Origin of the sequence: Sphingomonas melonis, from assembly GCF_013409985.1 — a bacterium.
Classification (GTDB): Bacteria; Pseudomonadota; Alphaproteobacteria; order Sphingomonadales; family Sphingomonadaceae; genus Sphingomonas; species Sphingomonas melonis_A.
This window is the reverse complement of the sequence record NZ_JACCBY010000004.1, coordinates 105,508-129,942: the sequence shown is the minus strand read 5'-3', so window position 1 is coordinate 129,942 and position 24,435 is coordinate 105,508. Positions and strand designations below refer to the sequence as shown.

Annotated in this window: 17 protein-coding genes and 1 pseudogene; all 18 read left to right on the top strand. The window is 66.6% G+C overall.

Annotated elements, in window-relative coordinates; genetic code table 11:
• Window positions 1-41 precede the first annotated feature (41 nt).
• Window positions 42-1,046 (top strand): ornithine cyclodeaminase family protein, encoded by a 1,005-nt coding sequence (locus HD841_RS14115; RefSeq protein WP_179509533.1) that lies wholly within the window; start codon window positions 42-44, stop codon window positions 1,044-1,046.
• Window positions 1,043-2,992 (top strand): M2 family metallopeptidase, encoded by a 1,950-nt coding sequence (locus HD841_RS14110; protein WP_179509532.1) that lies wholly within the window; start codon window positions 1,043-1,045, stop codon window positions 2,990-2,992. Before HD841_RS14115 ends, HD841_RS14110 begins: the two co-directional genes overlap by 4 nt.
• 69 nt (window positions 2,993-3,061) lie before the next feature.
• Complete coding sequence (locus HD841_RS14105) at window positions 3,062-3,979, top strand: sulfite exporter TauE/SafE family protein (RefSeq protein WP_179509531.1); 918 nt, start codon at window positions 3,062-3,064, stop codon at window positions 3,977-3,979.
• Complete coding sequence (locus HD841_RS14100) at window positions 3,976-4,917, top strand: alpha/beta hydrolase (RefSeq protein WP_179509530.1); 942 nt, start codon at window positions 3,976-3,978, stop codon at window positions 4,915-4,917. The genes HD841_RS14105 and HD841_RS14100 overlap by 4 nt, the downstream gene beginning before the upstream one ends.
• Window positions 4,918-5,059: 142 nt before the next feature.
• Window positions 5,060-6,364, top strand: a complete 1,305-nt coding sequence (locus tag HD841_RS14095; RefSeq protein WP_218845568.1) for an aconitase X — start codon at window positions 5,060-5,062, stop codon at window positions 6,362-6,364.
• Window positions 6,361-6,795 (top strand): aconitase X swivel domain-containing protein, encoded by a 435-nt coding sequence (locus HD841_RS21015; RefSeq protein ID WP_179509529.1) that lies wholly within the window; start codon window positions 6,361-6,363, stop codon window positions 6,793-6,795. Before HD841_RS14095 ends, HD841_RS21015 begins: the two co-directional genes overlap by 4 nt.
• A gap of 326 nt (window positions 6,796-7,121) precedes the next feature.
• Window positions 7,122-7,931 (top strand): RNA polymerase sigma factor, encoded by an 810-nt coding sequence (locus HD841_RS14085; RefSeq protein WP_179509528.1) that lies wholly within the window; start codon window positions 7,122-7,124, stop codon window positions 7,929-7,931.
• The gene (locus HD841_RS14080; protein WP_179509527.1) at window positions 7,924-8,514 is read left to right on the top strand and encodes a hypothetical protein; all 591 of its coding nucleotides are present in this window, start codon (window positions 7,924-7,926) and stop codon (window positions 8,512-8,514) included. The genes HD841_RS14085 and HD841_RS14080 overlap by 8 nt, the downstream gene beginning before the upstream one ends.
• Window positions 8,515-8,613: 99 nt before the next feature.
• Window positions 8,614-10,992: pseudogene (locus HD841_RS14075) on the top strand (UvrD-helicase domain-containing protein); the annotation flags it as partial.
• A 124-nt stretch (window positions 10,993-11,116) separates the two neighbouring features.
• A complete protein-coding gene (locus HD841_RS20775) occupies window positions 11,117-11,920 on the top strand; it encodes a PD-(D/E)XK nuclease family protein (protein ID WP_373563041.1) in 804 nt (267 codons plus the stop codon).
• Between the two features lie 89 nt (window positions 11,921-12,009).
• Window positions 12,010-12,753 (top strand): multiubiquitin domain-containing protein, encoded by a 744-nt coding sequence (locus tag HD841_RS14070; protein ID WP_179509526.1) that lies wholly within the window; start codon window positions 12,010-12,012, stop codon window positions 12,751-12,753.
• Entirely contained in the window at window positions 12,753-13,136 is a 384-nt protein-coding gene (locus HD841_RS14065) for an E2/UBC family protein (RefSeq protein WP_179509525.1), read from the top strand. Before HD841_RS14070 ends, HD841_RS14065 begins: the two co-directional genes overlap by 1 nt.
• A complete protein-coding gene (locus HD841_RS14060) occupies window positions 13,133-14,479 on the top strand; it encodes a HesA/MoeB/ThiF family protein (RefSeq protein WP_179509524.1) in 1,347 nt (448 codons plus the stop codon). Before HD841_RS14065 ends, HD841_RS14060 begins: the two co-directional genes overlap by 4 nt.
• Window positions 14,476-15,000 carry a DUF6527 family protein gene (locus HD841_RS14055; protein ID WP_179509523.1) on the top strand — a complete coding sequence of 175 codons (525 nt, stop codon included), beginning with the start codon at window positions 14,476-14,478 and terminating at the stop codon, window positions 14,998-15,000. The genes HD841_RS14060 and HD841_RS14055 overlap by 4 nt, the downstream gene beginning before the upstream one ends.
• 520 nt (window positions 15,001-15,520) lie before the next feature.
• Window positions 15,521-16,774 carry a metallophosphoesterase family protein gene (locus HD841_RS14050; protein WP_257015580.1) on the top strand — a complete coding sequence of 418 codons (1,254 nt, stop codon included), beginning with the start codon at window positions 15,521-15,523 and terminating at the stop codon, window positions 16,772-16,774.
• Window position 16,775: 1 nt separating this feature from the next.
• Window positions 16,776-20,219 carry an ATP-binding protein gene (locus HD841_RS14045; protein WP_179509522.1) on the top strand — a complete coding sequence of 1,148 codons (3,444 nt, stop codon included), beginning with the start codon at window positions 16,776-16,778 and terminating at the stop codon, window positions 20,217-20,219.
• A complete protein-coding gene (locus tag HD841_RS14040) occupies window positions 20,216-22,573 on the top strand; it encodes a hypothetical protein (RefSeq protein WP_179509521.1) in 2,358 nt (785 codons plus the stop codon). Before HD841_RS14045 ends, HD841_RS14040 begins: the two co-directional genes overlap by 4 nt.
• Window positions 22,570-24,057: a septum formation inhibitor-activating ATPase gene (locus HD841_RS14035; protein ID WP_179509520.1), complete on the top strand. Its 1,488-nt coding sequence runs from the start codon at window positions 22,570-22,572 to the stop codon at window positions 24,055-24,057. Before HD841_RS14040 ends, HD841_RS14035 begins: the two co-directional genes overlap by 4 nt.
• The last annotated feature ends 378 nt before the right edge of the window (window positions 24,058-24,435 follow it).

Below are 24,435 nucleotides of genomic sequence, written 5' to 3'. Positions count from 1 at the left end.
CTCGCTCCCGGGATATCGACTCTTGGGAAAAAGGAAACAGAATGTCGTTCCGTGCGAACGCGCCCACAAACCATGGGATTTTACACCTGGCGGCGGCGGACGTCGCGCGCGTTCTCGCTGGGGCAAGGCTTCTGGAGAGCTTGTCAGACTTCTTCCTGGGGCAGAGTCATGCACCTCTGCGGCAACGCCTTGACTGGACGGGCGGAACTGAACTCCTCGTGATGCCGGTGGTATCTGACGGTTATGCCGGCATTAAAATGCTGACGGTTAACCCGGGGAACGCGGGCACCGAACGACCAGTTATTTCTGGACTGTTCACGCTTGCTGATTTTCGAACGGGCGAAGTGCTCGCCACCATGGATGCGGGCGAGCTTACAGGTTGGCGAACTGCTGCGGTCTCGGCGCTAGCGGCGGCCAGGCTGGCTCGGCAGGATGCCTCCCACCTAGCAATACTGGGCGCAGGACACCTTTGCACATACATCGCCGCGGCTCACGCCGAAGCGCGCCAGCTGAAACGTATCACACTTTGGGCAAGAGATACCGCGAAGGCGCATCTTGCGGCGCAGCGCTTGCGCCATCGCCTGATCGACATCGACATCGACGTCTGCTGCGACCTTCAACTTGCGGTGCAAGCCGCTGACATCGTTGTGGCGGCTACCAGAGCTACCCAGCCGCTCATCCAGGGCCGGTGGCTCCGACCAGGAACGCATGTAGATTTGATCGGTGGCTACCGCCCAGACATGCGAGAATTGGACGATGAGGGCATTGCGTCAGGTCCTGTATACGTCGACGACCAAGCTGCTCTTCACGAAGCTGGAGATTTGATCGATCCGCTTCAGACGGGAGCCATAACGCCGGCGTCGATCCGAGGTGATCTGGCAAGTCTCGCCTCTCTCACGACAGGCAGATGTACAGAAAGCGAGATCACGATCTTTAAATCGGTTGGCACCGCTCGTGCTGACTTGGCGACTGCGATCACCGTCTGGCAGCGGCGACGGGCAGAGGTCTTTAGCTTGCGTGACAATGCGATTGGCGCGCGCACATGAACCTGGCTTCAAAGACAAGCATCGATCCAACCGGAAAGACGCGGTTGTCTCGCTCGGTGTTTGGCATCGCGCCGATGATCGTCCTTGGTTCAATCCTCACCGGTGCAGGATATGACGTCGCAACCGCGCAGAAGGTCTCCCGACCCGCGAGCGAACGGTCAGACGGCTTGCCTACGCTCGCATCTCCAATGCCAGGTGGAAAACCGCCGGTACTGGCCGCAGCACCGGCCCCGGTACGGGTAGACATATTTTTAGCCAAGGCGGAAGCCGCGCTGGAAACGGCGACGGCCGAGGCTAATCGGGCTGACTGGGTAAACACCACCTATATCACGCCGGACACCGACAAGATCAGCAGTGAAGCACGCATGCGGCTGAATGCACTCAGCCTTGATCTTGCCCGCCAGGCGACTGCCTACGATCCCACCCACGTCGATCCGGTTTCGCGCCGCAAGCTTGCACTGCTGCGGATCGCCACCATCGTTCCACCGCCAACCGACCATCAGGAGGCCGCGCAGCTCGCTGCCGACCAGACGCAACTGAGCAGCCAGTTCGCGACCGGCTCGTTCCTCTTCAACGGGAAGCCGACTTCGCTTGCCGAGGCCGAAGTGCTGTTGGCGAAGACCCGCGACCCTGCCGAGGCTCGGAAGCTGTGGGAAGGTTGGCGTAGCACGGCCACGCGGATGAAGCCGGCCTATGTCGACATGGTTCGCCTGTCGGCGAAGGGAGCACGTAGCCTCGGCTTTGCGGACATGGGGGAGTTGTGGCGGTCAGGATATGATCGCCCCCCTGCGCAGGTAGCACAGGATGTAGATAGCGCCTGGGCAGCGCTGCGCCCGCTCTATCAGGCATTGCACTGCTTCACGCGGAAGCGGCTTTCGCTACGCTACGGGACAACAGTGCAGCCCCGGACCGGTCCCATCCGCGCTGACCTGTTGGGCAATATGTGGGGACAAAGCTGGATCAACATCTTGGATGTGCTCCAGCCCGATGCCGCAGCGCGACCAGACATTGATCACTATCTGCAGGCTGCCGGCTATGATCCCCTCCGCATGGTTCGTACGGCAGAGGCATTTTACACCTCGCTTGGTTTTGATCCACTGCCGCAAAGTTTCTGGACAACATCGCAGTTCGTAAAGCCAGCCGACCGGTCCGTAGATTGCAATCCATCGGCCTGGACGATCAATACCAGTCGCGATGTTCGGTTGAAAATGTGCCTGCTCGTCAATCGTTCTCAATTTCGTATCGTTTACCACGAGCTTGGACATGACTTTTATTACCTAAGCTACGCCGACCAGCCATTCCTGTTCCGCCGGGGCGCCGACGAAGGATTTCACGAGGGAATTGGCGATTTCATTGCGCTGTCAGCGACCACACCAACGAATTATCGTAAAATTGGCGTGCTCCCCCCCGATGCTTCGGGCGGCGATGATATTGATCAGCTCCTTCAAGGTGCGTTGGACAAAGTCCCGCTGCTCGCCTTTGCCACCGCGCTCGACAAGTGGCGCTGGAACGTGTTTGCTGGCACAATCAAACCTGACGACTACAACCGTAGCTGGTGGGAGCTGGTGGGCGAGTATCAGGGAATGGCGCCCCCAACCCCCCGTCCCGATAACGGCTTTGATGCTGGCGCTAAATATCACGTTCCAGAGAATGTCCCTTACATAAGCTACCTCAAGGCGCGCCTCTACCAGTACCAATTTCAGGAAGCCGCTTGCCGCATCGCCCGCTGGAAGGGACCGCTTCACCGGTGTTCCATCTTCGGCAGCAAGGCAGTAGGCACGCGGTTGAAGGCCATGCTTGCACTCGGCGGTTCACGGTCCAATGCCGAAGCATTGAAGCTATTTACCGGGCAATCGGATGCCGATCCTCGCGCGATGATCGCCTATTACCGGCCGTTAGAGCATTGGCTGGATCAGCAAAACGCCGGAGAGCGATGTGGCTGGTAAAGGTCGGCATCCAGGCCCAGCGAACCCGAGCAGAAATTTAGCTCTTTCCGATGTCGTGCGGGGGACGCCATGCCGTACCTAGCAGTGCTGCTCACCGTGCTTGGATTGGCCACGCTTGTCTTTGTCGTAGCGCTCGCGCTGCGCTGGTGGCGGGATCCAGTTTCACCGCGGCTGGAGGGCATACTGCTAAGCGCTGTCGCCAATTTCTTTGATGCACTCGGTATAGGCTCTTTCGCACCATCCACCGCATATCTCAAGATACGTCGGCTCACGCCCGACGTACTGATTCCTTCTACCATGATCGTTGGCTATACGATCGCAACTGTCACAGAGGCTTTCGTCTACATCACCTCTGTGGCGGTTGATCCAATGCTGCTCGCGAGTTGCATCGCCGCGTCTGGTCTTGGCGCGGTTCTCGGTGTCGCACTGGCGCCACAGCTGCCGGTACGTGCCATACAAACAACCATCGGTGTAGGACTGCTGATTGCGGCGGTGCTCTATAGCCTTGCCAATCTGAGCATCTTCCCGGGTGGCGGCACCGCATCGTCGCTACCGCCAAGCGGTTTCTTGCTCCTCGCCACCGCGTCTTTTATGCTCGGCATACTCACCAACCTTGGCATCGGCAGCTTTGCGCCTACGCTGATCTTGGTCAGCCTGCTTGGCATGGATCCGCGCGCTGCTTTTCCGATTATGATGGGGTCCGCCGCGCTAATTTTTGTCGCAAGCGGCACAGCTATCGTCCGCACGCGACCACTAAATATGGGGTTGGTGGCGGGCATGGCGATCGGTGGGGCGCCAGCGGTGCTGCTGGCCGCCTTTCTCATCAAGTCGCTGCCGCTTGGTGCGCTACGCTGGGGGGTAGTCGCGGTCGTCGCCTATGCTGCAGTATTGATGCTGCGCTCCGCCGCGCGCGCGCGCGCGTCCTCCGGCCATACGGCGCCGACACCTTCGACAAACACGAATATCATCGCAGGAGACCCGCGTTGACCGACTTCTCACGACGCGGAGTGTTGCTGGGCAGCTCCGCCGCACTTGCGTCCACAGGCGTGCAGGCAACCGCTCTGCGTGGTTCACATTTAGCTGCTCCCGCCCCGGCACCTGCCGTCCTCAACGATAGCGAGCAGCGCCTGCTTACCATGCCAGACGGACAGGCGCTCACCATTCAGATCGCGCATCCCCATCCAGTGGAGGAAGAGCTGCCGCTGATGATCCGCGGCCGCAAACCTGTGCCGATCTACGTACTGGACGGATGGGACAATTTTGCGGTCGTCGCAGGTCTGGTGCGAACGATGCAGTGGGGCGGATCGGTACCACCCTGCTTGGTAATTGGGCTGGGTTACGCTGATCCGGCTGCAGCGGATAAGTCGTCGCGCCGGCGCTATGACCTCACGCCAAACGCCAATGGGCCAATCAAGGGCGTTCGCTATGGGGGCTCTGTTCCATTCCGGCATTTCATCGGATCGGTCGTAAAGCCGATGATCGAGCGCACATTCACTGTCGATGTCGCGCAGTCCACGCTTGTTGGACACTCGCTCGGAGGCCTCTTTGCGCTGGAAACCGCACTGAAGAAGCCGACGCTATTTTCAAATGTGCTGGCGCTTAGCCCGTCGCTGTGGTTCGACGACCATCTGTTGCTGCGGCAATGGCGTGCGGCGCTGAAGGCCGCTTCGCCTTTTCCGCGCGTGGTGACGTTGGCGGGCGATCGAGAGGAGGCGATCAGTCCAAGCGAGCTCCACATGACCCGCAATGTTCAATTCCTGGGCGAAGCGGTGTCGGAGGCCAAACAGTCTGACCGGATCTTCACCGGTGTTCTGGAGGATACCACGCACCACACGATACTCGGGCCAGGGCTGACTTTTGGCCTACGCAAGTTGCTCGATCCAAATCCGCCGAGTGTCCAGGCTGGTTTGGTCACGCGCGTATGACGCGAGGTCTCTCACCATCGATGGCATTGCGCGATCGCATGGAATTGCCGACCGGATCGGCCAGGTCACAGGAGCCCGGCCCTAGCCGCTCGAACAACAGTGCGGGCCGAAATTCGAGCAAGAGGCCGGCCGCAGAAGACAAGTGCAGCCATCGTTCGAGCTACAAACCTCGTCCCGCGTTTTCAACGATCGTCCGCCTGTGATGCAACTTGATCCCATCGACACCGCGCTGCTGGCAGGCGAGCATGGCGCCGCAGCGGCCCACGCCATGCGGCTACTCATGCAATATGGCGAGGCGTTCGCAGCCGAACGCTTCCTCTCGATCCAGTCTGCCCATATCGACGGATGCCTCTATCATGGCCCATCCAGCATCGATTTCGCGCGCCGCTTCGTCGACCTTGGCGGACAGGTGCGTGTGCCGACGACACTTAACGTTGCGGCGGTAGACGTCGTTCATCCTGGATGGCACCAGGGCCCCGTGGACCTGATATCAGAGCAGACGCAGCTGACGGAGTTGCACGAGGCGCTGGGATGCCTACCCACACTGACTTGTGCGCCTTATCAACGAATGCTGCGGCCAGGCGTCGGCGAACACATCGCTTGGGCCGAATCCAACGCGATCGTCTTCGCTAACTCGGTTCTTGGCGCACGGACCGACCGCTATGGCGACTTCACCGATCTGTGTGCCGCGCTGACCGGGCGCGTTCCGGCTGCCGGCTTGCACCTGACCGAGAATAGGCGGGCAACGCTGATCGTTGAGGTACCCTCGATTGGGGAGAGCGATCTCGCACGCGACCTCTACTTTGCCGCAGTCGGATACGTCCTGGGGTTAGGCTCGGCCGGAAGGGTGCCAGCCATCATAGGTCTGCCGTCCGATACGAACGAGGATGAGTTCAAGGCACTGGGCGCCAGTGCCGCATCAGCGGGCGCTATCGCGCTGTTCCACGCCATCGGGCTTACGCCCGAGGCGTCGACCCTGGCAGCGGCGACGGGTGGTCCTCGCGAGCTGCCGGAAATGAGATTTACCGGAAAGCATCTACGTGAGGCTGTACAGGTGCTGTGCCCGGTAAAGCCCGGTGAGAAGATCGCAGCGGTCTGCCTTGGCACCCCGCACTTCTCTCTTGCTGAATTCAGACGGCTTGCTCGTCTAGTTGACGGCCGACGTGCGGCGGGTGGAGTGGAGGTCTATGTCTCCACCTCTCGCGAGATCGCCGGGCATGTCGAGCAGGCCACAGAATTTCATGCGATCGGCGCCTTTGGCGTACGCCTCGTCGTCGACACCTGCACCTATCTGGCGCCTGTGGTGCGGGAAACGACGGGCGCGATCGTTACGAATTCGGGAAAATGGGCGCATTACGGCCCGGGTAATCTCGGCCGGCGGGTTGGGCTGATGAGCTTGGAGCAATGCGTGCGATCGGCTGAGGCAGGTCGGGTGGTGGACCTATGAAAATAGAAGCGCTGAAGGCCCTTTGTTCAGGCACTGCGAGCGGCCAGATTGCGCCTCTGTCTGCTCCGCTAAGCCTATGGGGTGGGCTTAGTCTGGAAGACGGCATGATCTGCGACGTCAATCACCCTGATTATGGCCTATCGCTTGCTGGCAAGGTGCTGGCCATGCCGGCTGCGCGGGGTTCCTCCTCATCGTCTAGTGCATTGGCCGAAGCCGCCCGGCGCAAAGTAGCCCCCGTTGCGATCATACTGGGACAGGCTGACCCCATCCTAACCATTGGCAGCTTGGTTACTGCGGACCTGTACGGCGTTCACATACCGATCGTTCTGGTGCCAGAAAATCGATGGGGCGACCTTCCTGTAAAAGGGATTGTTACTGTGCAGTCGGATGGCAACCTCGGCTGCCTTAGATTCCCATCTAAGGGGGAATAGCTTTAAACGCGGTCAGATGTCATCGCCGCTAAATTAGGAGTTTCGCGAACGCCAAGCATGAGTGTCCCATACTCTCTCATTAACGAAGGATCCTGCGTCCGCCGAAATTTTTCAACAGCCACGTCCGGTTGTGACGGTAAGAGCCAATGTACCAATGCTCTAACAAAAGGTACAAACCCGGGCCTCCCCGATAACGGCGCTTGGTCCAGGACCCGCTCGCTTTACAAATCGGCTCGACAAATTTGAGTGGAAATAGTTGGTCAGTTCTGCCACTTATGTATCTAAAGAAGTAAAACGCCAAAAGGCAAAAAACTCAGAGGAAAATTTTGCAGAAACGGCAGGTTGAGGCGCTCACCAAGAAGAAGCAGGATGGCACTCCCTACACTCGACGTGTGGAGGTTGAGACCGCGCTGGCATCGCTGGTTAACCTGTCGCGCGACGAGATGCTGGAGAGGCTGAAGGTGCGACACCCGACCTCACCGAACTATGTGCAGTCAGAGTGCCTTGTCTACCTGATCCGTGCCGCGCGGAACGACAACGATGAGCGGTACTTCAACAAACTCTACCGAGAACTCATGCGGCGTTTGGCGTCCGCTCTTCCCCGCATTGAGGGCGAGCGGGCCGGCGGTCCCGAGAACGTCTACGGGGCGGATGCGCGGGATAGCGTGCGCGACATCTTTAAGGCTAGGCTGATCGAGGACCGTGCGGCTCCTGGATCCGCGCTCGACTACTTTGAAGTCATGTTTTCGGGCGCGGTCGCGGCGTTGCGCAAGACCTCCATGAGCCGGGCGCGACGGCAGATGGCGAGAAGGGACGCCATCGACGACGAGGAAAGCGGCGAACCATCCATCGCGGTGGAGAAGGCGGTCGGCAGCCTCGACGTCAAACAGGAGCTGCTATCAGATGACCCAAATTACCGGTCCAAGGTCGCCAAAGCGATCAGGACGCTACCAGACAAGCAACGCAGAGTTATCGAGATGCTCCTCCAGGACATGCCCATCGACTCAATCGACGACGACGTCCTCACGATACGCAAGATCCTCGGCGTGAGATCGGAGAAGACCGTGCGCAACAGACGCGACGCCGCCATCGCGACCATACGGGAGCAGCTGGGGATCGGAAGCCGGAATGACTGACCAGGCTCACCATGACGCCGAGGAGGTCCTGATGGCCTTCGCCGTGGAGCCGGAGCACGACCGGGGCACGCTAGAACGATACCTGCGCCTCCACCCCGAACTCGCCGAGGACCTCATCGATCTGTCGATGGAGCTGCGGCTCCAGCGCACGACCGCCGACATCTCGGCGCCCGTCGACGAGGCCTGGGTCGAGGCGTCGCTGGCCGACTTCCATGCCGCGGCACCGGCACGCATGGCGGCGCAGGTAGCCGATCCGTTCGCCACGCTCTCGTCCGGCGAACTCGTCACGCTCAGGCGCTCGCTCGACGTCCCCAGTGGCGTGATCCAGGGCTTCCGCTCCCGGTCGGTCGACTTCGCCAGCGTCCCGGTCGGTTTCCTCGCGGACTTGGCCCGCGGCTTGCGCACCGGGGTCGACGAGCTAAGCGCCTTCCTGGCGGGACCGCCGAGGCTGACGCCGGGCCTCAGCTACAAGTCCGACGACGCGCCGGGCGCGGACGGGAACAAGGTGACCTTCAAGGCACTGCTCGAGCAGTGCAGGGTCCCGGAGGACAGGCGCAAGCAGCTGCTGAACCCGCGGGACTGAGCGGTGGACGCCGTCGAGATCGCGCGTCAGCGCGCTGCGGCCCTGCACGATGCAGTCATCGCCGGCGGCGCGGACCCGTGGGATCCGATCGACATCGTAATGGCCGTCGCCGCCGACAAAGGTCTCGACGTCGAGCCGGTCGAGGCGGGAAGTCCCATCCTGGCCGGCGGCCACGCGCACTTCGATCCGAGCGACCGGGCAATCCGACACAAGGACGCGGGCGACGCATTCGCAAGAGCGTTCCTGATCGGCCACGAGCTCGGACACGCCACCCTTGGCGATGACCGGACGGCGCACATCGCCCTGGAGGTTGATCCCGCCCGTCCGGCCGAGGCAGCGCCTGTCGGTGAGGACAGGGTTGTCGACTATAGCCGGCGGCAGCGCCGCGAGGTCCAGATGGATCTCTTCGGCCGCGAGCTGATCCTTCCCCGCGCTCGTGCGCGATCCCTGCATCTCGGCGGCATGACCGCCAGCCAGATCGCCGACCGGCTCGGCGCCCCCTTCGACGTCGTCGCGATGCAGCTCCTCGACGCCCTGCTGCTCCCCGAGATCGAAGCCGCCCCTCCACAGCAGCCAGCGTCCCCACCCAAGCCCCTCAACCCGGAACAGGCCGAAGCCGCTCGACATCGCGGCGCGCCCTACCTACTCGAGGCGGGACCGGGGACCGGCAAGACGCAGACGCTCGTCGGGCGCGTCGCCGGGCTGGTCGATGACGGTGTCGATCCCCGCACGATCCTGGTGCTCACCTTCTCGAACAAAGCCGCAGGCGAGCTTTCAGACCGCATCGCGGCGCTCCGCCCCGACGCCGCGCCGGCGATGTGGATCGGCACCTTCCATGCGTTCGGCCTGGACATCGTGCGGCGCCACCATCGCCAGCTGGGCTTCGCCAAGGAGCCGCGCATGATGGATCGCAGCGAGGCGATCGCCATCATGGAGCGTGAATACCTGGCCCTGAACCTTCTGCACCACCGCGACTTTATGGATCCGGCGCGGCCGCTCAAGGACATGCTCGGCGCGATGTCGCGGGCGAAGGACGAGGTCGCCGACGCCGAGCGCTTCGCGTCACTCGCTCAGCAGATGGTGGACAACGCCGTCGACGCCGACGCCCGCGAGGCGGGAGAGCGGTGCGCCGAGGTCGCGCTCGTCTACAGGAGGTACGAGGAGTTGAAGCAGGCGGCCTGCGCCGTGGATTTCGGCGACCTCGTTTCGCTGCCGGTCAAGCTGCTCGACGGCGACCCACAGGCGGCGGCCGCGCTGCGCGCCACCTACTCGCACATCCTCGTCGACGAGTATCAGGACGTGAACCGCAGCAGCGTGCGGCTGCTCCAGAGGCTGACCGACGCCGGCAGGAACCTCTGGGCCGTGGGAGACGCGCGGCAGGCGATCTACAGGTTTCGCGGCGCCTCGTCCTTCAACATGTCCCGGTTCGCGACCCACGACTTCCCGGGCGCATCGGGCGGCCGACTGCTCGTCAACTACCGCTCGACGCCAGAGATCGTCGGCGCATTCTCCAGGTTCGGCGGGAGCATGCAGGCAGGCACCGGTGACGCGTCGCTCGACGCCTTCCGCGCGTCCATCGGGATCGGACCCGAGCACGTCACCTTCGGCGACAACGATGACGAGGCCGACGCGCTCGCCGACGAGATCCTCCGCGGCTCGCCGCAGGTGCCGTTCCGCGATCAGGCGGTGCTCTGCCCGGGGAACGACCGGCTCACCCGCGTCGGCCGCGAGCTGGAGCGGCGCGGCATCCCGGTGCTCTATCTTGGCAACCTGTTCGAGCGCCCCGAGGTGAAGGATCTCCTGTCCGTCCTTTCACTGCTGGTCGACCGACGCGCGATGGGCCTCGTTCGGAAACCTTCGCTTGAAGGGCTCGCGACCGGCCTGAGCCTCGCCGGCGCATCGGCCGTCGTCGAGCACCTGCGCGCCACCGACGCGGCGCCAATGGAGTGGACATCCACGACGACCAGGGCGCCGCACCTGGACCAGAGCGACGCCGACGCGCTCGATCGGACCGCCGGGATGCTGGCCGGCTTCGGCATCGACGCGAGGCCGTGGACGGTGATCGCCCACCTCCTGCTAGACCGGACGCGGACGGCAGCGCTGCTCGCCTCGGCGGATGACGTCTCGAGTCGCGCCATGGGAGTGGCGATCTGGCAGCTGATGGGCTTCCTGCGCGCGGAGCGATCGGGACCCGGCCTCCCGATCCAGCGCACGCTCGACGGGATCAGGCGCCTCGTCCAGCTCGCCGACGAGCGAGACCTCCGTCAGCTTCCTGCGGCGGCGCAGGGCATCGACGCCGTGCGGCTGATGACGATCCACGGCAGCAAGGGGCTCGAGTTCCCCGCAGTGCACGTCATGGGCCTCAACAAGAACGCGATGCCGAGCACGGCGCGCAAACCCGCCTGCCCGGTCCCGGACGGGATGATCGAGGGAGGACAGGGCGGCACCGTCGCCCTCGCCGCCGCGGACCACGCGCTCGAACAGGAATGCCTGCTCTACGTCGCCGCATCCCGCGCGCGCGACCGGCTGCTGCTGTATTCGGCCACCAGGACGGCGAAGGGGGCCCGGCGCGACGCCTCCCCCTTCATCGCCCGACTTGGGGGTGACGAACGCACGCCCGGCGATCGCGCATGCGGAACGTGCAGCCGATCCCGAGACCCTGCCGCTTCCGATCCGCATCGGGCCGCCGGTGTGCATCACCACCGCGCAGCTGGACCTCTACTCCCGCTGCCCCCGCCGCTTTCTCTACACGCACGTCCTCGACGTAGGCGGGCGGCGCACGCCGACCACGATGACGAGGATGCACGACCTGGTGCGAGGCGTAGTGAAGGAGCTCGCGGCCACCGATCCCTCCGCATCCTCGATGGCCGACATGGAGGCGCTGCTCGAACTGCGCTGGTCCGAGGGTCCCCTCGCCACCGAGGAGTATCGCCTCCATCGGGAGGTCGCCACGCTCCTCCTCCGACGCTTCGTGACGATCCGCGCGGGAGGGGCCCGCGCCGACACGGGGCCGCTGGTGGCGACGATCGGGGGCGACGAGGTGACCGCGGTCGCCGACGACGTCGTCACCGCAGGCGGTCGTCACGTGGCCCGCGTCATCAGGACCGGGCACAAGTCGTCCTCCACCGGCAAGGCGCTCGCCGACGCGGCCTTTCAGATGGCCGCCGCGGCGTCGCTGCCCGGCTGCGTCGTGGAGATCATCCACCTCGGCGATGACGAGCCGACCATCGCGCTTGCCTTCGACGGCAAGGCACTAGGCAGGAACCTGGGCAAGCTGACGGAGACGCTGGAGTCGATCGCCTCGGGCCGGTTCGAACCCGAGCGGTCCGACCGCACCTGTCCCTTCTGCCCCGCCTTCTTCACCTGCGGCCCCCTCGCCGACGGGAACCTGCAAAAAAATCTCTGACCGGAATTACCGGTCGGCCCGAGCTGGCGGGATTGACCCTTCGAGACCGACGCAGATCTGCCGAGGTCCGAAGAGGAAAAAACAACACCATGACCATCATCGACCACCCCGACATCGACGACGTCGAGAGCGCCGTTCAGGAGGGCCGCGCGCTGTGTCCCGGACGCTACCGCGTCTCCTTCGCACTCGACGACCTCAACTACCAGCCGATCGTCCTCGACGATCCCGTGCCCCTCGGCCGCCAGATCCTGAAGGCGGGTGGCATCAAGGACGTGGACGGCCACGCGCTGTTCGTCATCACCCCCGAAGGCGACTTCGAGGACGTCCGCGCCGACGAGGAGGTGGATCTGCGCGACCGCGCCGCCCACCGGTTCGTCGCCTTCAGCACCGATCCGCTCTACCGCGTGAAGCTCAACGACAGCCGCATCGTGTGGGGCCGCCCCTCCATCCCGGAAGCTGTGCTCCGCTCGCTCGCCGGCATCGGCGACGACGAGGCGGTGTTTCTCGAGGTGCGCGGCGGCAAGGACAAGCTGATCGAGCAGGGCAGCGCGGCCGATCTCGCCGGCGACGGCGTCGAGAAGTTCATCACGGCGCCGAACAAGGTCACCTACACCTTCTTCGTCAACGGCAAGCCCTACGAGACCGACAAGAAGAAGGTCACCGGCGCGCAGATCAAGGCGATGGTGCCCGACTGGGATCAGACCCACGACCTTTCCCTCGAAGGCGCGGGCGATGATCCCGATCGCATCATCGGCGACGACGAGACGGTCAGCCTCGACCCCAAGCACGGCGTTCGCCGCTTCTCGTCGGTCCCCAAGGCGAACTTCGGCTGATGTCGGGCATCCTCAGCATGCAGCTCGAGCAGCTGCGGGAGCGCTTCGGTGAAGCGCACGCCAGCACGATGGCGAGCGGCACCACGCTCGTCACCGTGCCCGGGGTGCGCCTGCCGGAGGGGTGGTCGAGGTCCTCGACCACCATTCGCTTCCTCGTCCCGCCCGGCTACCCCTTCGCGCAGCTCGACTGCTTCTGGGCGGATCCCGACCTCCTCCTCGCCCCCGGGGCCACGCCGCAGAACGCGGCGCTGAACGTCATCCCCGAGACCAGGCAGCAGGGCATGTGGTTCTCGTGGCACCTCGCGAGCGCCTGGAGCCCGAACCGCGACACCCTGTCGACGTGGATGAACGTGGTGATCGATCGTCTGAGGCAAGTCCGATGAGCGGCCTGCGCTTCGCGGCGCCGACCTATTCGGCGCTGGCCTCCGGCCTGCTAGACGCCGACGGTTTCGAGAGCTGCGCCATCGGCTACGCCCATCATGATCCCGCGAGCGGGTCGTGGATCGTCGCCGACGCCGCTCCCGTGCCGGACGATGCCTACGAACGTCGCGACTGCGTCTCGGCCGTCCTCAAGCCCGGGTTCCTGATTGACGTGGGCAATCGCAGTCGGATCACCGGCATGGCGGTCGTGGCGATCCACACCCATCCCGGCAGCCGCGGCAACCCACACTTCTCCGAGACCGACAACGACGGTGAGGCCGAACTCGCGTCCTATCTCGGCAGGCGCGGCGCGCCGGTGCCCCACGTCGCACTGGTGATCGGCCCGGAGGGCGCGCGCGCCCGCATCCTTGGCGGCGACGAGGAGGTGCCGGTGTGGGAGGTGGGCGAGAAGCTCGTCCTCCACTCGCCGCTCGCAGGCAGGGCCTCTCACGGCCGTGACGACCGCCAGGTCCGCGCCTTCGGCGAACCGGGGCAGCGCCTGCTCCGCCGACTCCGCTTCGCGGTGATCGGCGCTGGCGGCACCGGATCGCTTGAATGCCAGCAGCTGGCCCATCTCGGCGCCTCGTGGATCACCGTCATCGATCCCGATCTCGTGGAAGAGACGAACCTCAACCGCCTCGTGGGCTCGATCCCATCGGACGTGGGCCGGCCCAAGGTGGATGTCTCCGCGCGCATGATCCGCGCCATCAACCCGGCCGCCACGGTGATCCCGATGCAGGCGGACATCGTGGACGAGCATGTTGCCGCCCGCTTGGCGACGTTCGACTTCATCCTCCTGTGCACGGACTCGCACGCCAGCCGCGCCGTGGTGAACCAGGCCGCCTACCAGCATTTGGTGCCCGTGATCGACATGGGCGTCAGCATCACGGTCGCGAACGGGGCGGTGAGCCACGTCACCGGACGGGTGCAGATGCTCTCCCCCGGCCTCCCGTGCCTGACCTGCTGCGGCGCGCTCGACGCCGACGCGATCCTTCGCGAGATGCAGACGCCGGAGCAGCGCGCGGCCGACCCGTATGTCCATGGCGTGCGGGAGCCGCAGCCCGCCGTGCTCTCCATCAACTCGACGGTGAGCTCGCTCGCGATGACGATGGTCCTCGGCGCGGTGACGCCGGTGCCCATCAAGCCACGACATCAGACCTACGACGGCATCCGCGGAAGGGTTCGGGAGATGGCCGTGGCGGCGCATCCGGACTGCGTCGTGTGTTCCCACGCGGGCGCTCTGGCGAAGGGCGCGACGTGGGGCCTGCCGGTCCGACCGAGCGCAGGCAAGGGAGGCGGGCGATGAGCCCGCCGGCGCGGAAGGTGCGCATGGTCGGCGACGCCGAATACCGGGACCAGGCGGAAGCCACCCTCGGCCAGCCGGGCGACGCGTCGCTGATCCTCCGGGGCAGGCCGCGGGCGATCGTGATGGCCTGTCCCGACGGCTGCGGAGAGACGCTCGTCGTGAACCTCGACGGGCGCGCGGGCAAGGCATGGCGCTTCGACATGCGCCGCGGCGGGCTGACGCTCTTCCCATCGGTATGGCGGGACGGTGGCTGCGGGAGCCACTTCATCGTCTGGCGCGGTCACATCCTGTGGTGCGGCCGGTTCGAACGGGACAATCTCGAGCCGGACTACGACGCGACGATCGAGGGGCTCGTCCTGGCCGCGATGGACGTCGAGGAGGCTCGCAGCGCAGTCCAGCTTGCGGACGCCATCGACGAACTGGTCTGGGACGCGAACCGCGCGGCTATCCGACTGGTCCGACGCGGAGCCGCCAAGTCATGGAAGATCGAGGGTCAATGGGTATTTACTCGCCTAGTCTAGTCTAAGGCGCGAGTCCGCCTGTATGGGCGCGAGAACCAAGCCGCTGAGCATGTACATTTTAGCTGTGGCCAGCCGCTCGCCCTTGGTGTGAACGGGCCTTTACTCGGCTTAAACGTAATCGGTACCATGGTGCCACAACCGAGCGATTGTGACACGTGGACGCCGCTCCGACACAAGGCGAATGAGCGGCAGGACTTATGCACGCTGAGGTGGGTAATTGACGTCTGCAACTGGGGTCTTTGACCCGTAGGCAAACAGCATGAAAAATGCTAATAGGTCTTTGCGGGTGTGAGAAAGGTTGCTTAGCTTAGATGAGCACGACGCCTTACTGCTAGGTAGATTTTTAGTCGAATATCTTACAGCTGGCAACAGCTCTGCGTAACGATTGCGCCGCCTCGATTTGAGCTCGAATCCTTCGATTGTCCTTTGCATGGGGTTGATCGAAACTCGGGCCAGCGACAAGATCACCAATGGTTCGGGTGCGTTGTGGGGCCCGTTTAACGCTGGGAAGGGGGTATAGTTGGTAGAGAGCTTCCGATTCCTGCACGCGGCGGATATCCATCTGGACAGTCCGCTGCACGGACTCTCCCGGTACGAGGGACTTCCGGTCGACGAGATCCGCTCGGCCACCCGCTCCGCGTTCGACAACATGGTGCAGCGGGCGCTCGACGAGGCGCTCGACTTCGTCGTGATCGCCGGCGACCTCTTCGACGGCGACTGGAAGGACATGGGGACGGGCCTCTACTTCGCGCGCGCCATGGGGCGGCTTAACCAAGCCGGCATCCCCGCCTTCGTCCTCGCCGGCAATCACGACGCCGCGTCGGTCGTGTCCCGCACGGTGCCCTGGCCGCCGAACGTGCGCCTGTTCAACAGCAGACGCCCCGAAACGCACCGGCTGCCCGGGCTCTCGGTCGCCGTGCACGGCCAGAGCTTCGCCACCGCTGCCGTCACAGAGAACTTGGTGCTCGGCTACCCGTTGGCGGAACCGCATGCGTTCAACATCGGCATGCTGCACACCGCGCTCGCCGGCCGCCGGGGGCACGAGAACTACGCCCCCTGCAGCCTCGAGGATCTCCAGGCGCGGGGCTACCAGTACTGGGCGCTCGGCCATGTCCACGAGTTCGAGGTGGTCTGCGAGGACCCCCACGTCGTGTTCCCCGGCAACGTGCAGGGCCGCACGATCCGGGAGACCGGCCCCAAGGGGGCGGTGATCGTGACCGTCGAGGATGGGGAGGTGGCCGGGCTCGAGCGCGTGGAGCTCGACGTCGTGCGCTGGACCCGCGTCGAGGTCGACTGCGGCGGAGCCGCGGCCGACGCGGTCGCCGACCTCGTGCGTGCGGAGCTCCATCGCGCGCATGGCGCCAATGCGGCCGGCCTGCCGCTGGTGGCGCGGGTGACGCTCGTCGGCGAGACCGCCGACGCCGGCGTGCTCCACGATCGGGCCGGGCCGCTCCGCGACGAGGTCCGCGCGCTTGCCGCGGGCATCTCGCCCGACCTGTTCATCGAGAAGGTCAAGGTGGCCGTCAGCCACGCCACCTCGCCGGGCGAGGCGATGGTGGACGGACTCGATCCGCTGATCGACGAGGCGTCGGTCGATCCCGGCCTGGCCGCCGCGCTTGCGCAGGATCTGGAGCGGTTCATGCTGGCCACCGGGACCACCCTGGGCGACACGGAAGACGGCGAGCTGCGCCAACGGGCGATCGCCGGCGACTGGTCGGCGGTGCTCCGGACAGGCTCGATCGCGCTTCGCTCGCGTCTAACGGGGAAGGCCTGACATGCGCTTCGCCAGGCTTTCGCTCGAGCGCTATGGCCGCTTCGAGGGCTGCGAGCTGGAGTTCAGGGCCGGCAGCCCCGACCTGCACATCGTCTACGGCGCGAACGAGGCCGGGAAGACGACCTCGTTGGCCGCGGTGTCCGACCTCTTCTTCGGGTTCCCGGCCCGCTCGCCTTACAACTTCCTGTTCGATTACGCGCTGCTCCGGGTTGGGGCGGTGCTGGAGGACGCCGGGCGCACGCTCGCATGCCGGCGCAAGAAGGGGACCGCGGCCACGCTGCTCGACGAGGCGGACGCGGCGATGGACGAAGCTCTCCTGCGAGGCATGCTCAAGGGCCAGACCAGGGAGACCTTCGGCCTCTCGTTCAGCCTGGATCAGGAGGCGCTCCGCTCCGGCGGCAGGGCGATGGTCGAGGCGAGGAACGACCTGGGCCGCACCCTGTTCGCGGCGGGCTCGGGCCTGACGGCCGTCGCCGACGAACTGAAGTCCCTGGAGGCCGAGGCGGACGCGATCTGGGGACCCACGGCGAAGGCGAGCCGGACCTACACGCAGGCTCAGCGCCAGCTCGCCGAGGCTGCGCGGCTCGTGAAGGAGAACGCGCTTAGGCCTAAGGCCTGGACCGACGCCAGGGCCGCAGCCGACGACACGTTCTCGATCCTGGAGCGGGCGAGGAGCGAGCGCGGCGCCGTGGAGGAGGAGCTCAGCGGCCTCGAGCGCATGCGGCGGATCGCCCCGCTCGCCCGCCGCCGCGAGGAGGCGCTCGACGCGCTCGCGACGCACGCGGCGACCGTCGAGCTGGGCCGCCTCCGCGAGGACGCGGCCGAGAAGCTAATCGGGGAGGCGGAGGCGGCGGAGCGCGAAGCCGCCACGGCCGAGCAGCTCCGCGCCGATCTGGGCGGCCGCCGCGAGAGGGTGGCGGCGGATGCGGCCGCGCTGGCCCAGGCGGAGGCGGTGGACGAACTGGTCGTCGAGGAAGGGGCCGTCGCCAAGGCGGCCCGCGACCTGGTCCGCCTGCAGGCGGAGCACGCAGCCGCGGCGGCGCTCGTCGAGGTGCGCCGCCGCGACGCGGGTCCGAACGCCGACGCTCCTCCCCCTCTGCGGGTCGTCTCCGCGCGATTGCGCGAGCTCGCCCGGTCCTATGGCGAGCTGCAGGCCGAGGAGCGCCACATCGCGAAGGCGCGGACTACGCTCGCCGAGCGACGGCGGCGGGCGGAGGCGGAGCTGGCCAAGGTGCCTTACGACGGCGCCGCTGAGGCGCTGACTGCGGCGCTCGATGCCGCCAAGGCCCTGGGTGCGGACGTGGACGGCCGGGTGGCGCAGGCCCGCGACGCCGCCAACGCGGCCTCCGCACAGCTGCAGGCGGCGCTCGCAAGGCTGAAGCCCTGGCAGGGACAGGTGGAGGAGCTGGTCTCGCTCCCCGTCGTCGGTGCGGCCGAGGCTGAGCGCGCGCGCGACAACGTCGCCGACCTGATCGCGGAGATTTGGCGGGAGGAGGACGGCGCCCGGCGCGCGTTCGAGCAAGCTGCGGCCGCCACGCTTGCGATCAACCAGGTCGAGACCGGGTCCGCGGTCTCGGCGGACGATCTGGCAGAGGCCAGGCAGGCCCGCGAGGCGACCTGGAGCCCGATCCGCGACCACGTGGTCGCGGGAGCGCCGCTTCTGCGGCCAGAGGAGGCCGTCCAGGCCTTCGAGACGAGCGTGACGTCCGCGGACGAGCGCGCCGATCTGCGCTTCGCGCTAGCCGACGCATCCTCCCGCCTGTCGATCCTGCAGCAGCGCAGGTCGACCCATGAGCTCGAAGCGGATCAGGCGCGCGCCCGCGCAGAGGCGTGGTCGAAGCGGCACGGCGAGGTCCTCGCCGGCTGGCGGGCGCGCTTGGTGCAGGCCGGCCTGCCCGCCATGGACCCGGCGGCGTTCATCACCTGGCAGGCGGAGCGCGCCGGCGCCGAGGAGGCGGCGCGCGAAGCCGGCCTGCTCGCGACCGAGGCCGACCGTTGGGCAGCGCGTCGGGATGGCGCGAGAAGCGCCCTGTTCGCGGCGCTTTCCGTCGCGGACGGAGGCGGCGACATCGCGCCTGTCCTCGGCATCGCCGATCGCAGCCAGGCGGCCCTCGACGATGCGCTCAAGGCCCGGCTGCTCGCCCGTTCCGAGCTGGATCGCATCGACGAGGATGCCGCGGACCTCGACGCTCGCGCGCGGCGCCTCGCCTCCGATCTCGAGGAAGGCGCGCGCGCATGGCGCGAGGCGATCGGCGGGGCCGGCCTCGAAGTCGAGGTGGCGACCTGCGGGACGGTGCTCGACGCGCTGGACGAGCTCCGCGAGGCGGTTGCAGCCGAGGCGGCGCTGAAGCGGCGGATCGAGAGCATAGAGAGGGACGAGCGCGAGCACGCGAACCGCGTCGGCGCCATCGCGGAGCGACTCGGCGTGGTGGCTGGCGAGCCCGCGGCTCGCCTGGCCATGCTCAAGGCCCGCGTGTCGGCGGCACGGTCGGCGCAGGCCGTCCTCGCGGGCATGGCCGAGGAGGAGACCGCGCTGGAGAGGCGGATCGGCGGGGCGCGGGCCACGCTGGCGACCGCCGAAGCTGCCCTGGCGTCCGTTCTGGCGGAGGCCGGGTGCGCGGACCGGACCGAGCTGACCGGGGCCATCGAGCGGTCCCGGGCCGTGACCGCCCTCAGGACCGACCTGGCCGAGATCGAGAGGCGCATCGTCGAGGAGGGCGACGGACTGTCGCTCGACGAGCTGGTGGTGGCCTGCTCGGCCACCGATGCGGGCGAGGCGGCGGCCTCGGCATCGTCGCTGCGGTCCCGGCTCGCGGACCTGAATGCCGCCGTCGACGCGGCCGCGACCGCGCACGGGGAGGCGCGCAAGGCCTTCCAGTCGTTCGAAACCGGATCGACCTCGGCGGCGGACGCCGCCGCGGAGGCGGAGCAGGCGCGGGCGGAGCTCGAGGACCTGTCCGAGCACTACATCCTGAAGCGGGCCCAGGCGGTCATGCTCAAGTGGGCGATCGAGCGCTACCGCGAGCGACACCAGGATCCGCTCCTCCTGCGCGCAGGCGAGCTGTTCGCCAAACTCACCACGGGCCGGTACGCGTCGTTGAAGGTCGACAGCGAGGGCAGCTCGCCGCGCCTTCTCGGACTGCGCGACGACGGCCGCACGGTGGTGGAGGTCGGCGCCATGAGCGAGGGTACGACCGACCAGCTCTTCCTGGCGCTCCGCCTCGCCGCCCTGGAGCGTTCCGTGGCGGCCGGTGTCGCGCTGCCCTTCCTCGCCGATGACCTGTTCGTGAACTTCGACGACGACCGCGCGCGGGCCGGATTCGAGGTGCTCGCCGACGTCGCGCGTACGACGCAGGTCCTCTTCTTCACCCACCATCCCCACTTGGTGGCGATCGCCAAGTCCGTGGTTGGCGCCCAGCTCCATTCTGAATGCGCGCTGCAATGAGCGGACCCGCGAACAGCATCGCCCCACTAGACCTGATCGCGGCCCACGCGTGGCGCCGCGCGACGTTCACAACCTATTCGTTCAGCGCGTCCTTCGCCGAGGCCGTGCTGATCGAGGCGCTCATGCGCCAGGGCGTCACCGACATCACGATCCTGACCGACCCGCTCGGCTACCGCATGGCGCTGCGGGAACGGGGCGCGGTCCGGATCGGCCGCGAGTACGTCGTGCATCCCGTCGCGGTGCGGCAGGGCTGCTTCCATCCGAAGCTCATGGTGCTCGAGGCGGATGACGCGACCCACGTGACTGTAGGATCCGGCAACCTGACTTTCGGCGGCTGGTCCGCCAACCTCGAGTGCGTCGAGCACCTCCATGCGAACGGGATGGCGGCGGCGGTCGGCGACATCGGCAGGTTCTTCGCCGCCCTCGCCGACGCGCCGAACTGCGAGCACGACGCCCGGAGCCACTGCCGCGCGCTGGCGGATCGCCTGGTCGGCGCGGCCGCCGCCGGCACGGACGACGGGGCCGTCCGGGTGCTCACCAGCCTCGACGCGCCGATAGTCGATGGATTGAAGGCCGCGGCCGGGGAGCTCGGTGGCGCGAAGACGCTGACCATCGCGTCTCCCTACTGGGAGGCGTCCGCTGTCGAGCGGCTGGCCTGGACGCTCGGCGTGGCGGAGGTCCGGGCCCACGTCCCGATCGCATCGGTCTCCGCGCCCGAGGGGATGGACTGGCCTCGGGCGGCCAAGGGCGTGCGGCCCGTGCGCATCGAACATCTCGCGGTGGACGACGCGGCCGCCCGCGGCCTGCACGCCAAGGTATTCGAGGTCGTCTGCGCCCGTGGTCGGCTTATCATGTCCGGCAGCGCCAACGCGACCGGTGCGGCGCTGACCCACGGCGGGGCGACGTCGCGCAACGTCGAGGTCTGCGTGGTGAGGACCGACCGTCGCACCGGCCACCACTGGCGGGTCGAGGACGCGAAGGCCCCCTCGAAGCCCAAGTCCGTCTTGGAAGGCGATGACGACCAGGCCGAGGTCGGCGTACTCGTGGCCGCCCACATCGACGGCGGCATCGAGGGGCGGATCCTGACGTCTTGGGAGGCGTCATCGGCCACAGCCATATTGGAGGTCTCGCGCCGCAGCCTCGCCATTGGACCGGTGGAGGTGGAGGGGCGCGCCTTCACGATCGCGGTCGGTCAGCTCGACGACGAGGAGCTGTCGCTTGAGGGTCGGATTCAGCTTCGCCTCCAAGCTGGGGACGCGGTCGCTGAAGGCTTTGTGACCGCGCCCGACTTCGGCGCGATCAGGGGGCGGGCCGGGAAGGCGCTGCCCTCGATGCTGGCAGTCCTGAAGAACCTGCAGACGCCCGAGGACGTGCTCGCCGTCATGGAGTTCTTCCGGGCCAACCCGGATGCGCTTAGGACGAGGTCAGTCATCCGCGGTCGCACCGCCGGGAGCGGGCCCGAGAAGGTTGATCCGCTGATCGATGCCGACCTGGTGGCCCGGCCCACTGCGGACGCTGGCGATCGCCGGCGCGATGAAGCCGGCGGGCACAAGGAGGAGCTCGCGTGGCAGCGGTTCGTCGCGCGCCTCCTGCAGGCGTTCGCGCGCGGCCCCGCACCGATCGAGGGTGACGACGAGGACGAGACCGACCGTACGGAGAAGGCGCGTCGCAAGCGCGTGGCGCAGGCACGGCACGCGCTCGAACTCGGCTTTCCCGAGCTCTTCCAGAAGCTGACCGCCACCATCGCCTCCGATGTGGAACTCGTGAATATCGCGCGGCTCACCCACTTCGTGTGCGTGTCCACCGAGCACCCCGCGACCGAGGCGTTCGTGGCGCGGCTCGTCGGGCTGGGGCGCAAGGTTTCGCTCGGTCAGAATGCCAAGGACACGCTGACCTGGTGCATCGTCCAGCTAGTCGCGGCCGGAGCCGGGCTCGACGCGGCGATGGCGCGCGGACGCATGCTGTCGCTGGGCATCGACCCGGACCAGGCGCCGGAGCCCGATTGCGCGCTCACGGGGTTCCGGGATCTGCTCGCTCCCGACGCCGATCTCGATGCGACGTTCGCAGCAATACGGGCGACCCGCACGGTGCACGACGACGTGCGCGCGCTCGAGGTCGGCTTGATGACCAACGTCGTGCCGGAGGGGCTGGAGGTGCTCGCCCGCCACCCCTCCTGGCACAGGCTTCTCGAGCAATGCCGCCGCGAGCCGGAGCGCCGGCGCATCCGCTTCGTCGACCAGCCCGTCAGCGCGTGCTCCTGCAACATCGTGCTGCCGCGGCTCAGGGATGAGCTGGCGCGCGATGGCGTTTGCGACACCGGCTGCCACGGGTTCGTCTTGGTGAGAAACGCATGAAGTCGGACGCACTGATCGAACTGGAGAGGCTCAGCCGGCGGGCGTCGGACTGCTCGATCGTCTCGCCGGCGGAAGCGAAGACGGGCGGCGTCGACCCGCTCGGGCTCCGTCAGATTAACTTCGACCTCATGAACGAGGTGTTTCCCGGGCTGAATAACGTGGCGCGGCACATACGCCCCTTCACTCTGGTGGCTTGGGCGTGGCGTCGGACGATCGCCTTGGCGAGTGAGCGCAAGGAGCGGCTCCGCCTGTCCGCGCACGAGGACTTCGTTGCGCGAATCGAGGTGGCCTTCGCGTGGTCGCTGCTCCAGCGGCAGGGCACCGGCGGCATCGACCTGCCCGGCAAGCAGCGCATCGCGGAGCTCTGGGGCGACGAGAAGGTGATCCGCTTCGGGGACGAGCATTGGGCGGACTTCGTCAAGGCACGGCGCAACTCGACCGCACTGACCGCGGCGATCAACTACGGACCCGGCCTACGGGCGTTCCGGATCCTCGTCGATGACGCGCACCAGCCGGGCGTTCGCGTTCCGGGTGAGGGGACGGAGAAGCTGCTCGACGCTTTCGAGAAGCGCCTGACGCCCATCCTCGACCACAAGCTGTTCAACGGCTGGGGACCGTGCTCGCTAAAGCGGGCGACCGCGGAGGAGTGGGCGGACGTCTGGGACATGGACGAGCTGATCGCAGCCGAACGCGAGGCCATGTGCGACCGGCTCGTCGGCGAGGTCGCATCCAGGAGCCGTCGCGGAGGTTTCCGCCTTCTCACCCGCGTCTGCGAGGATGTGGAGGAGGACGAGCTGGACGAGGAGACGCTACGTCCGGCGATGTTCGATCTGGCCAGCAACGAGCTGCACGAGGAGGTCGTGCTCTGGCGGCGCGTCCAGGTGCGACAGGCCTTCCGCCTGGCGCTCGAGGCACTGTTCGAATGGATTGTGGGGCAGATCGGCGGCGGCACTCTGACTACTGAGGCGCTGGCGCAGCGCCTTCTCAAGGAGGTGGACGTGGAGGTGGCCAGGGCGCGTGACTGGTTCTCCTCACTCGTCGAGCGGGATGCGACGGTGGTGAGCGCGATGGCCGAGCTGCAGTCCTGCATGCAGGCGCGCCAGGGGGTTGGGGCGGCCGCGCTTGCCGCGCTCGCCGTGTCCGTCCTTTCGCCGAAAGATCTCCATGACCGCTCCGAGCGGCGCGAGCGGCTCCCGATCGCGCTCGCCCTTGCCGACGTCGAGAGGCTCGGCGAGGGCTCGCCGGCCCACCTCCTCGCCCACGTGATCGAGAGTTGGATCATCGCCCAGCATACTTACTGGTCCGTGGGACGCGGTCTCGCCGACGCGCGTGCCGGTGGGAAGAGGATCCTGCGGCTGCGCCTCGTACTGGAACCCGGCGGCTGGCGGGTGACACGTGGGAAGGGCGCTCCCAGCATTCCGAGGCCCACCCCGGACCGGCTGCGCAGCGCTATCAGCTTAGCGCGGGAAGCCAGCATGATTTGATTTCGAGTGCCCGCTGCCGGCTGGCTTCCGCGGCATGCTGACGGCCGCTCCGTCCTTCGCCGATCCGCGAAAGCCCTTGCATGCGGGCAAGTGGGAGGAGGGCGTGGGCCATTTAGCACAGCTGCGATCGCGTCGGATCCTTTGGTGCAGCTGACTCCGTAGCACCTCGTGGGCGAATACCCTGGACGTCCATATGAACGAGTAGCGGAAGTTAGGAAATGGGTGGAGCGGTTGAAGCGTCCGTGTCTGGGTCACGTCCAGCCGCGAAGTTGGAGGCGGCTATCGACCAGCTCAAGACATTCAGATTCATTGATATGAGCGGCAGCTCCTGCTGAAACCCGCCATTCGTGTCGCGCAAACCAAAAGGCCGGCTGGATA

Excerpts from the sequence above, each read along its gene's own strand:
- HD841_RS14055 (WP_179509523.1), top strand. The coding sequence starts at position 14,476 with ATGAGCCCGCCGGCGCGGAAGGTGCGCATGGTCGGCGACGCCGAATAC.
- HD841_RS14065 (WP_179509525.1), top strand. The coding sequence starts at position 12,753 with ATGTCGGGCATCCTCAGCATGCAGCTCGAGCAGCTGCGGGAGCGCTTC.
- HD841_RS14080 (WP_179509527.1), top strand. The coding sequence starts at position 7,924 with ATGACTGACCAGGCTCACCATGACGCCGAGGAGGTCCTGATGGCCTTC.
- HD841_RS14035 (WP_179509520.1), top strand. The coding sequence starts at position 22,570 with ATGAAGTCGGACGCACTGATCGAACTGGAGAGGCTCAGCCGGCGGGCG.
- HD841_RS14040 (WP_179509521.1), top strand. The coding sequence starts at position 20,216 with ATGAGCGGACCCGCGAACAGCATCGCCCCACTAGACCTGATCGCGGCC.
- HD841_RS21015 (WP_179509529.1), top strand. The coding sequence starts at position 6,361 with ATGAAAATAGAAGCGCTGAAGGCCCTTTGTTCAGGCACTGCGAGCGGC.
- HD841_RS14105 (WP_179509531.1), top strand. The coding sequence starts at position 3,062 with ATGCCGTACCTAGCAGTGCTGCTCACCGTGCTTGGATTGGCCACGCTT.
- HD841_RS14115 (WP_179509533.1), top strand. The coding sequence starts at position 42 with ATGTCGTTCCGTGCGAACGCGCCCACAAACCATGGGATTTTACACCTG.
- HD841_RS14060 (WP_179509524.1), top strand. The coding sequence starts at position 13,133 with ATGAGCGGCCTGCGCTTCGCGGCGCCGACCTATTCGGCGCTGGCCTCC.
- HD841_RS14110 (WP_179509532.1), top strand. The coding sequence starts at position 1,043 with ATGAACCTGGCTTCAAAGACAAGCATCGATCCAACCGGAAAGACGCGG.
- HD841_RS14045 (WP_179509522.1), top strand. The coding sequence starts at position 16,776 with ATGCGCTTCGCCAGGCTTTCGCTCGAGCGCTATGGCCGCTTCGAGGGC.
- HD841_RS14070 (WP_179509526.1), top strand. The coding sequence starts at position 12,010 with ATGACCATCATCGACCACCCCGACATCGACGACGTCGAGAGCGCCGTT.